An 11274-nucleotide genomic window follows, 5' to 3' on the forward strand; every position below is an offset into this window, starting at 1 on the left:
TCCTCTCACGACGTCTCGAACTCGTTGTCGAGCAGATCGAAGATCTCCTCCGCCGAGGCGGACTCCAGGTCCTGCCCCTCCTCGGCCTGTTCGCCGGTCCAGCGGCCCGCCAGGGACCGCAGCCGGGCGGCGAGCCGGTCCCGTCCGGCCGCGTCGGCATCGAGCTGCGCGAGCCCGGACTCCAGCCTGGTCAGTTCCGCGAGCAGCGCGTCGACCGGCGAGACGGGTTCGGGTGCCAGTTCGGTGCGCAGGTACCGGACCACGTCCGCGATCGTCGGATGGTCGAACACGAGCGTCGCCGGCAGGCGCAGCCCGGTCGAACCGGCCAGCCGGTTGCGCAGTTCGACTCCGGTCAGGGAGTCCAGTCCGAGCTCGAGGAAACCCCGGTCGGTGTCGACCGCTCCGGGCGAAGCGAAGCCGAGGACAGCGGCCACCTCGCCGCGGACCAGGTCGAGCAGCATCCGCCGCTGCCCGGACTCCGGCAGACCCGTGAGCCGGGCCCGCAGAGCGGCCGGGTCGTGCGGGTGGGGGCCACCAATCCGCTGTTCCTGCCGGGGCACCAGGGCACGCAGGAGCGGCTGCACGGCTTCACCCCCGCGCAGGAGCGCGGGGGTGAACGCCGCCGGCACCACGAGCGCCTGCCCGGCGGCGCAGGCCACCGAGAAGGCGGCCATGCCGTCCTCCGTGGCCAGGACCCCCAGTCCGGAGCGTGCCACCCGGCGCACGTCGGCCTCGGACAGATCGCCGGTGAGTCCGGTGCGTTCGGCCCACGGCCCCCAGGCCAGCGACACGCCGGGCAGGCCGAGGGACCGGCGGTGGGCGGCGAAGGCGTCGAGGAACACGTTTGCCGCGGCGTAGTTGCCCTGCCCCGCGCCGCCGAGTACTCCGGCGGCGGAGGAGAACAGGGCGAACGCGCGGAGGTCCGCGTCCTTGGTGAGTTCGTGCAGGTTGACCGCTCCGCGCACCTTCGGTGCGAGCACCCTGGCGACGCCGGCGGCCGTCATGCCGGTGAGCACGCCGTCGTCGAGGACGGCCGCGGTGTGGATCACCGCGGTGAGCGGGTGGGCGGCGGGGATGTCCGCCAGGGTCCGGGCGAGGGCGGCCCGGTCGGCGACGTCGCAGGCGACGACGGCGGCCTGCGCTCCCAGCCCGGCGAGCTCGGCGACGAGGTCGTCGGCGCCGGGGGCGGCCGGGCCGCTGCGGCTGGTCAGCAGCAGATGCCGCACCCCGTGCCGCTCGACGAGGTGCCGGGAGAGGGCGCGGCCGAGGGTGCCCGTGGCGCCGGTGACAAGCACCGTGCCCTCGGTGTCGAGGCCGGCGTCGGCACCCGGTGGGACGGGCAGGCGGACGAGGCGGGGGGCGAGGACGCGTCCGCGACGCACCGCGACCTCCGTCTCCCCTGCGGCAAGCGCGGCAGCAACCACCGCACCCAGGCCGACGGGGCCCGCCTCCGGGTCCGGGTCCGGGTCGAGGTCGACGAGCAGGAACCGGCCGGGGTGCTCGGCCTGGGCGGAGCGCACCAGACCACGCACGGGGGCGTTGACCAAGTCCACGAGGTCGCCCTCAGCGTCGTCCCCGGTGGTCACGGCACCCCGGGTGACCACCACGAGCGGCAGGTCCTCGCACTGTTCGTCGGTGACCCATCGGCGCACCAGTCCGAGCGCCCGGTTGACCGCCTCCTCCACGGCCGTCGCCGGATCACTGCCGCCCGCCCCGGCGGCGGCGGCGAAGGGGGCGACGACGGCATCGGCGGACGCCGGGTCCACGGTCAGCTCATCGGTACCGGTGAGCTCGGCGGCGGTGACGCAGGCTCCGGACGGGTCCCCTTCCGGGCCGACTCCGTCCGGTCCGAGCAGGGCGAGCCGGGCGGGCACGGCGGCGGGTGCCGTCACCGGGTTCCCCCAGTCGACACGGAACAGCGAGTCGGCCACGGAGTGACGGGCAGCGGCCAGTTCTGTGCCCACGGCCCGGGCCACCAGCGTCCCGACCCCGCCGAGCGGGGCACCCGCGTCATCGGCAAGGTCGACCCCGACGCCCTCGGCGGACTCGGTCAGCCGTACGCGCAGCGCTGTGGCTCCCCTCCCGCGCAGCCGTACCCCGCGCCAGGCGAACGGCAGCTCCGCGGACCGGGACGGCCGGTCGGGCCCGTCCCGCAGGAGGCGCAGCAGACCGATGCCGTGCAGGGCGGCGTCGAACAGTGCCGGGTGGACGGCGAAGCCGTCGCCTGACAGATCCGTGGGCAGCCGTACTTCGGCGAACAGCTCGCCGTCCCGGTGCCAGACGCCGGCCAGCGCCCGGAAGGCCGGGCCATAGCTGTAGCCGGCTTCGGCGATGCCCTCGTAGAACCCGGTGAGGTCCACCGGCTCGGCTCCCGGGGGTGGCCAGGCAGCGAGGTCGGGGGCGGGCCGGTCCTCGGTGGAGGGCCGTGGGCCGGCGGGGGCGAGAGTGCCGGAGGCGTGCTTCGTCCAGGGTGCGTCCGCGTTGTCGGCGGGCCTGGAGTGCACGGTCACCTCGCGGCGGCCGGCGTCGTCCGGCCCGCTCACGGCGAGCTGGAGGGCGGCGCTGTCGCGGGCGCCCAGGACCAGGGGCGTGCCCAGTGCCAGTTCCTCGATCTGCGGGGTACCCACCCTTGCGCCGGCGTTCAGCGCCATCTCGACGAACGCGGTACCGGGCAGCAGAACGGTGCCGAGCACGGCGTGGTCGGCCAGCCAGGGATGGGTGCGCGTCGACAGCCGCCCGGTGAGGACGGTGCCCTCACCGCCCGCGAGCGGCACGGCGGCCGGCAGCAGAGGATGCCCGGTGAGCCCTTGGCCGACCGCGCCGGCGTCGCCCGTGCCCGGGCCGCCCTGTGCGGCGTCCAGCCAGTACGGCTCCCGCTGGAATGCGTACGTCGGCAGGGGCACCGCGCGTACCGGCAGGCCGGCGAGGGAAGCGGTGAGATTCGCCGGGCCGCCGTGCACGTGCAGTTCGCCGAGCGAGTGCAGGAAGCGCTCCGGCCCGCCGTCGTCACGGCGGAGTGAGCCGAGCACCACCGCGTCGCCCGGTTCGAGGCCGTCGATGTCCTCGGTGATCTCTCCGATGGCGCCTGCGAGGACGGTGTGCGGACTGATCTCGACGAAGAACCGGGCACCATGTTCCACCAGCCCTCTGATCCCGCGGTCGAGGTCGACCGGGCTGACCAGGTTCCGCTCCCAGTACCGGCCGTCGAGGGAAGTGGTGTCCAGTCGTTCTCCGGTGACGGTGGAGTGGAACGGGACGGTGCCCGTCGCGGGCTCGATACCGGCGAGCAGTCCGGCCAGTTCCCGGGCGGCCGGCTCCACCTGTGCGCAGTGCGAGCTGAAGTCCACCCGGATGCGTTTGGCCCGGACGCCGTCCGCCTCGCAGACCTCGAGGAATTCGTCCAGCGCGTCGTTCCCGCCCGAGACGATGGTGGACGCCGGGCTGTTGATCCCGGCCACGGAAAGCCGGTCGCCCCATGGCTGGAGCAGCTTGCGCAACTCGTCCGCGGGGAGGGCCACCGAGACCATGCCCCCGAGCCCGGTCAGGGGGAGGAGGAGTCTGCCGCGCAGGACGACCGTCCGGACAGCATCGGCGAGTGACAGCGCGCCGGAAACGTAGGCGGCTGCTATCTCGCCCTGCGAGTGGCCCAGCACCATGTCGGGCTCGACTCCGTTCGCCCGCCAGAGGGCGGCGAGCGACACCATGACGGCGAACAGGGCGGGTTGCGTGACGTCGACCCGCTCCAGCGGTGGAGTGTCCCCGGTACCGCGCAGGACATCGATCAGCGACCAGTCGACATGGTGGGCCAGCTCTTCGGCGCAGGCGTACAGCTCGGCGGCGAAGACCTCCGAGGAGTCCATCAGTTCGAGCGCCATTCCCGCCCACTGTCCCCCCTGCCCGGGAAAGACGAACGCCACCCGGCCCCGGCGGGCCGCGCCCCTCACCAGGTGGGGGGCGGTCTCGCCCCGGGCGAGCGCTGCCAGCGCCGCCCGGCGGTTCGTGTCGTCAGCGGCGACCACCACGGCCCGGTGTTCGAAGGCGGCGCGTGTGGTGACCAGCGAGTGAGCGATGTCCGCCGGATGCTGACCCGGGTGCTCGGCCAGGTGGTCGAGGAGCCGTTCGGCCTGCTGGCGCAGCGCCTCGGGGGTGCGGCCGGACAGGGCCCACGGCACCACCGTGCCGGCGAGCTCGGGCCGCGGCCCGCTGTCGGGGCCTGCGGCCGGCTCCGGTGCGAACTCCTCCAGCACCAGGTGGGCGTTGGTGCCGCTGCCGCCGAACGAGGAGACGCCCGCGCGCCGGGGACGGCCGTCGGTCTGCGCCCAGGGAACGGCCTCGGTCAGCAGTTCCACGGAGCCGCTCGCCCAGTCCACGTGCGGAGTCGGCTCGTCGATGTGCAGGGTTTTCGGCAGCACGCCGTGGCGCAGCGCCATCACTGTCTTGATGAGGCCCGCCACGCCGGAGGCGGACTGGGTGTGCCCGATGTTGGATTTCACCGAGCCCAGCCACAGGGGCCGGCCGCCGGGGCGGTCCTGACCGTAGGTGGCGAGCACCGACTGCGCCTCGATGGGGTCGCCGAGTGCCGTGCCCGTGCCGTGCGCCTCGACAGCGTCCACCTCGGAGGGCTCCAGGCCTGAGTTGGCCAGTGCCTGCCGGATCACCTTCTGCTGGGCGGGACCGCTGGGCGCCGTCAGACCGTTGGAGGCACCGTCCTGGTTGATGGCGGTTCCGCGGACGAGCGCGAGGACCGGGTGACCGTGGCGAAGGGCGTCCGAGAGCCGCTCCACCAGGATCATGCCGACGCCCTCGCCCCAGCCCGTCCCGTCGGCGGCAGCAGCGAACGGCTTGCACCGGCCGTCCGCGGCCAGGCCGCGCTGGCGGCTGAACTCGGTGAAGGAGGTGGGGGTGGCGAGGACGGCGACGCCGCCTGCGACAGCCATGTCGCACTCGTTCTGCCGCAGGGCCTGGCAGGCGAGGTGAATGGCCACCGCGGAGGAGGAGCATGCGGTGTCCACTGTGGCCGCCGGCCCCTCCAGACCGAAGGTGTAGGAGATCCGTCCGGAGGCACTCGCGGTGCCGGTGCCGGCCAGGAAGAAGCCCTCCGTCCCGTCGCCCGGCTGCGGAACGCCGAGGCCGTAGCCGACGAACGAGGTGCCGACGAACACGCCGGTGGCGCTGCCGCGCGCGGTCGAGGGGTCGATCCCGGCGCGTTCGAACGACTCCCAGGTGGCTTCCAGGAGCAGCCGCTGCTGAGGGTCCGTCGCCAGCGCCTCACGGGGGGAGATACCGAAGAACCCCGGGTCGAAGTGGGAGGCGTCGCGGACGAACCCGCCCTCGCGGACGTAGGAGGTGCCGGGGTTGTCCGGGTCGGGGTGGTAGAGGGCGTCGAGATCCCAGCCCCGGTCGTCGGGGAAGGGCCCCATCGCGTCGGTGCCCGCCATGACCAGCTGCCAGAGGTCCTCGGGCGAGTCCACTCCGCCCGCGTACCGGCAGCTCATGCCGATGATGGCGAGCGGTTCGTCATGGACGGGCGCGGCGGCGCGGACGCCCGCCGCGCCCGCCTCCCCGGCCTGCTCACCGAGCACCTCGGCGAGCAGGTGGTCGGCCAGGGCCGCGGGCGTCGGATGGTCGTACACCAGCGTGGCGGGCAGCCGCCTTCCGGTGGCGGCGAACAGCCGGTTGCGCACCTCCACGGCCATGAGTGAGTCGAAGCCGAGGTCGCGGAACGCACGGCCGGGCTCGATCGCGGAGGCGTCGGCGTAGCCGAGGGCCGCGGCGGCCTGTTCCCGCACCAGATCCAGCACGTTGCCGACGCGCTGGGACTGCGGCAGCGCGAGCAGTGCCGTCCGCAGTTCGTCCTCGCCACCAGGCTCGTCGGCCGGGGAAACCGGCTCGGCGAGCGCAGCCTCGGCCTCGGGGATGTCCATGATGAGCGGGCGCGGGCGCGCGGCGGTGTAGCCGGGAGCGAAGCGTGCCCAGTCGATGTCGGCGACGGTCAGGCACGTCTCGTCCGCGTCGAGTGCCTGGCGCAGCGCGCCGATGGCCAGCCGGGGGTCCATGGCGTGCAGACCGCGCCTGCCCAGCTGCGCGGCGGCGTCACCGTCCGCCATGCCGCCGTCGGCCCAGCCTCCCCACGCCACCGCGGTGGCGTGCAGACCGCGGGCGCGCCGGTCCTGGGCCAGTGCGTCGAGCACGGCGTTGCCCGCGGCGTACGCGACCTGGCCCGCCCCGCCCCAGACACCGGCCCCGGAGGAGAACAGCACGAACGCGTCGACGTCGCCGACCAGTTCGTCAAGGTGCCGGGCGCCCTCGACCTTGGCGGTGAGAACGGCGGCGAGCTCCGTCTCCTCGCAATCGGTGAGTGCCGTGGCCTGCGGCACACCGGCCGCGTGGATCACCGCGTCGACGGGGTGCTCGGTGAGCAACGCCGCGACCGCGTCCCGGTCGGACACATCACACGCGGCGAGCACCACGTCGACGCCCCGGGCCTGCAGTTCCGCGGCGAGGGCTGCGGCGCCGGGGGCGTCCGGGCCGCGGCGGCCCGCGAGAACGAGCCTGCTCGCGCCCTCGTAGGCCAGCCAGCGGGCGAGATGCGTGCCGACCCCGCCGGTTCCGCCGGTGATGAGCACCGTGCCACGGGGACGCCACGACCGCACCGCCGCGGCCTCGTCCGCGCGGACCATCCGGCGGGCGAACACCCCTGACGGCCGGATCGCGAGCTGGTCCTCGTCACCTCCGAGCAGGCCGAGTGCGCGGCTGAGTGCCCGGTCGTCGGGGTCCTCCGGCAGGTCGACGAGCCCTCCCCACTGGTCGGGCCGTTCCAGCCCGGCCACCAGGCCCAGGCCCCAGGTGCTCGCCTGGGTGACGTCGCGCATCCGGTCGGCGCGGCCGACCGCGACAGCGCCACTGGTCAGCAGGTACACCGGCGTGGCGGCCTCGCTCGCGACGACGGTGCGCAGCAGGCCGAGGTTCTCCGCGAGGCCGACGGGTACGCCGGGGTGTTCGGGGTGCGGTCGGGTGTCCAGGGCGAGCAGCGACAGCACACCGGCCAGGAGGACGTCAGTGGGCAGCTCTCCCGGGCCGACCACGCGCACGTCCGCGCCCGCTGCTTCGACGAGTGCGGCCAGGCGGCCGGCGAGGGCCGCGTGCGCGGACCCGGTGACGATCGCCCAGGAGCCGCTCAGGGCGGGCCGTCCGCGGTCGGCCGCCGTGGACCGCCACGTCACCCGGTACCGCCAGCCGCCGACGGTGGACCGGTCGCGGGACTGCCGCCGCCACTCGGCCAGCGCGGGCAGGGCGGGGGTGAGAAGGCCGTGGTCCGCTCCGAGTGAGTCGGCCAGAGCGGCGACGTCGCCGCTCTCCACCGCCGCCCAGAACCGGCCCTCCTCGGCGCTGACCGCGCCGTCTTCGGCGGCGGGCGGCTCTTCCGTCTCCCACCAGTAGCGGCTCCGCTGGAAGGGGTAGGTGGGCAGGGGGACGGCGGTGCCGCTCAGTGGCCAGGTGGGTTCGACGCCGCGGGCGAGCGCCTCCGCGAGCGAGACGGCGAACCGTTCGGTGCCGCCTTCCTCCCTGCGCAGTGACGTGAGGGTCACCGGGTCGGGGGCGCCTTCGTCCTCTGCGGTCTCCTGGATGCTGCCGCCGAGCACGGGGTGCGGGCTGTTCTCGACGAAGACCCCGTAGCCGTCCGCGAGGAGCGCTCGGGTGGCCGGCGCGAACTGCACGGTCCGGCGCATGTTGCGGAACCAGTACTCGGCATCCAGCCCCGTGGTGTCCAGAGCGCCGCCGGTGACCGTCGAGTAGAACGGAATGCGCGAAGCGTGCGACCGGACCGGTGCCAGCACCGTGAGCGCCTCGTCACGCACCTCGTCGACGGGGGGCGAGTGGCCGGCGCCCCTGACGCGGACCTTGCGGACCCGCACCCCCTCGGCCTCCAGTTCCGCGAGCAGTGCGTCGAGGTCTGTCTCGTCCCCCGCGACCGTGGCCGAGCGCACCCCGTTGACGGCGGCCACGTTCAGCGTGCCCTTCCGTGCTTCCAGCCGGACCTCGATCTCGTCAGGAGGCAACGACACCGAGGCCATCGCGCCCCGGCCGGCCAGGCGGGACAGCAGTCTGCTGCGCTGGGTGACGATGCGGGCGGCGTCCTCGAGCGACAGGGCGCCTGCGACGTAAGCGGCGGCGATCTCTCCTTGCGAGTGGCCGACGACCGCCTCGGGCTCGATGCCGTGGTCACGCCAGAGTCCGGCGAGCGACACCATCGTCGCGAAGAGCACGGGCTGGATGACGTCGACCCGGTCGAGGCCGGCGGCACCGGGGAGCCGGCGGACCGCGTCCTGCACGGACCAGTCGAGGTACGCCTCGAGGGCATCGGCACACTCACGGAAGGTGCGGCGGAAGTGCTCGGAGCTGTCGAGGAGTCCGTCGGCCATGCCGGGCCACTGCGAGCCCTGTCCGGGGAAGACGAAGGCGACGCGGCCGGCCCGCTCCGCGACTCCGCGCACGATGCCGGGGGCGGGAAGGTCGGCGGCGAGCGCGGCAAGCTGTTCGCGGCGGGCGGGGCCGAGCAGCACCGCGCGGTGTTCGAACCGGGAGCGGGTCATGGCCAGCGAGTGGGCCACGTCCTGATCAGCGAGGCCGGGCCGGGCATCGAGATGCTCACTCAGCCGCTGCGCCTGCTCGCGCAGCGCGCCGGGGGTGCGGGCCGACAGGAGCCACGGCAGCTCCGTGGCCGTGGCCGGACCGTCGTCCGGCGCAGGCCGGTGTCCGGCGGGGGTCTTTTCGGGGACGTACTCGAGGATGGTGTGGGCGTTGGTGCCGCTCATGCCGAACGAGGACACGGCGGCACGGCGCGGGCGGCCGGTGTCCGGCCAGGTGACCCGGTCGGTGAGCAGCCGCACGCCGCTCCCGTCCCAGTCGACGTGCGGGGTGGGCTCGGAAATGTGCAGTGACCGCGGCAGCGCGCCGTGCTGCATGGCCAGCACCGTCTTGATCACCCCGGCGACGCCCGCCGCCGACTGGGTGTGCCCGAGGTTCGCTTTGACCGAACCGAGCCAGAGGGGCTGCCGGACGTCCCGTTCCCGGCCGTAGGTGGCCATGAGGGCCTGTGCCTCGATGGGGTCGCCGAGTTCGGTGCCGGTCCCGTGGGCCTCCACGGCGTCGACGTCGCCGGGGCCCAGGCCCGCGTCGGCGAGCGCGGCCCGGATCACCCGCTGCTGCGACGGCCCGTTGGGGGCGGTGAGGCCGTTCGACGCACCGTCGGAGTTCACCGCCGATCCACGCACGACTGCCAGCACCCGGTGTCCGTTACGGCGCGCGTCGGACAAGCGTTCGACGAGCAGCATGCCGACGCCCTCGCCCCAGCCGGTGCCCTCCGCGTCGGCGGAGAACGCCCGGCACCGGCCGCGCGGCGCGAGGGCCCCGCCCTGGCTGGCGTCCACGAACATGCTCGGTGTGATCATGACGGTTGCTCCGCCCGCCAGCGCCATGGAGCACTCGCCGCTGCGCAGCGCCTGCGCCGCCAGGTGCAGGGCCACCAAGGAGGAGGAGCAGGCCGTGTCGACGGTGACCGCCGGGCCCTCCAGGCCGAAGGCGTACGCCAGCCTGCCGGAGATGACGCTGGTCGCCGTTCCGGTGAGCATGTGCGGCCGTGAGCCGGCCGGCACGTCGATGCGGCCCAGCCCGTACCCGGAGGTGGCGGTCCCGACGTAGACGCCGGTGGAACTGCCGCGCAGCAGTGCCGGGTCGACGCCCGCCCGTTCGAACGCTTCCCAGGAGGTCTCCAGCAGCAGCCGCTGCTGCGGGTCCATCGCCAGCGCCTCGCGCGGGGAGATACCGAAGAACGCCGGGTCGAACTGGCTCGCGTCGTAGAGGAAGCCGCCCTCGTAGGTGTCCCTGCCGCCGGAGTCCGCGTCCCCGTAGAGGTTGTCGATGTCCCAGCCCCGGTCGGAGGGGAACCCGGCGACGGCGTCGATCTCCTCGTGGACGAGCTTCCACAGCGCCTCGGGGGTATCGGCTCCGCCGGGGAAACGGCAGGCCATGCCGACGATGGCGATCGGCTCGTTGACGTCTGTGGTGGTACGGGCCTGACCGGGAGGGACGGACTCATCCAGTTCCTGGAGAAGTTCCCGCACCAGGTGCGCGGCGAGCGTCCCGGGGGTCGGATGGTCGAACACCAGGGTTGCCGGGAGCCTGCGGTGCACTGCCGAACCGAGCCGGTTCCGCAGTTCCACGGAGGTGAGCGAGTCGAAACCGAGATCCTTGAACGGACGGGTCGGCTCGACCGCCTCTGCGGTTCCGAAGCCGAGAACGGCGGCGGCGTGGCCTCGCACCAGCTCCAGGACGGTCCGGTCCCGGTCGCCCGCGGAGAGGCCGCGAAGCTGTTCGACGAGCCCGCCGGGGGCGGCGGACCGGTCGGCCATGCGGCGGGCGGGACGGACAAGGGTGTGCAGCAGCGGCGGCAGCGGCGTGGGTGACGCGGTGAGGGCCGCGGTGTCCAGCCGCAGGGGCAGAAGGGCCGGGCCGGGCAGCGAAAGCGCCGTGTCGAGCAGGTCGAGGCCGTGTTCGGCGCTGAGCAGCGGAAAGCCGGAACGACTGATGCGCGCTGCCTCGGCATCGGCCAGGCCGTCCGCCATGCCACCGGGCGCCGCCCAGGGGCCCCACGCCAGCGACAGCGCGGGCAGCCCTTCGGCCTGTCTCCGGTGCGCGAGTGCGTCGAGGAAGGCATTGGCCGCGGCGTAGTTGCCCTGTCCGGCGCTGCCGAAGGTGCCCGACATGGATGAGTACAGGACGAAGGCCGCCAGGTCGGCACCTGCGGTCAGCTCGTGCAGTGTGACCGCCGCCGCCTTGGGTGCGAAGACGGTGCGCAGCCGGTCCGGGGTCAGCGATTCGACAAGTCCGTCGTCGAGAACGCCCGCCGCGTGGACGACGGCGGTGAGCGGGTGCTGCGCGGGCACGGCGGCAAGCAGGGCGGCAAGCGCGTCGCGGTCGGTGAGGTCGCAGGCCACCACGGTCGCCTCGGCCCCGAGACCGGCGAGTTCGGCGACGAGGCCGGCGGCGTTCTCGGCGTCCGGACCCCGTCTGCTGGTGAGCAGCAGCCTGCGCACGCCGTGGCCGGTGACCAGGCGTCGGGCGATCAGCCCGCCGAGCGCACCGGTGCCACCGGTGACAAGCACGGTGCCCTCGGGGTCGAGTGCTCGCGGCATGGTGAGGACGACCTTGCCGATGTGCTCGGCCCCTCCGACGAAGCGGAAGGCCTCGACGGCCCGGCGCACGTCGAAGGCA

At 74.1% G+C, this 11274-nt stretch carries 1 protein-coding gene; it reads right to left on the minus strand.

Features of this window, described 5'->3' with window-relative positions; genetic code table 11:
• Positions 1–5 precede the first annotated feature (5 nt).
• Positions 6–11274, minus strand: an 11269-nt coding sequence (locus PJ985_RS22575) for a type I polyketide synthase (protein ID WP_443033570.1), incomplete at its 5' end; no start/stop codon positions are given.

It is taken from the genome of Streptomyces sp. ACA25, assembly GCF_028200735.1.
Lineage (GTDB): Bacteria > Actinomycetota > Actinomycetes > Streptomycetales > Streptomycetaceae > Streptomyces.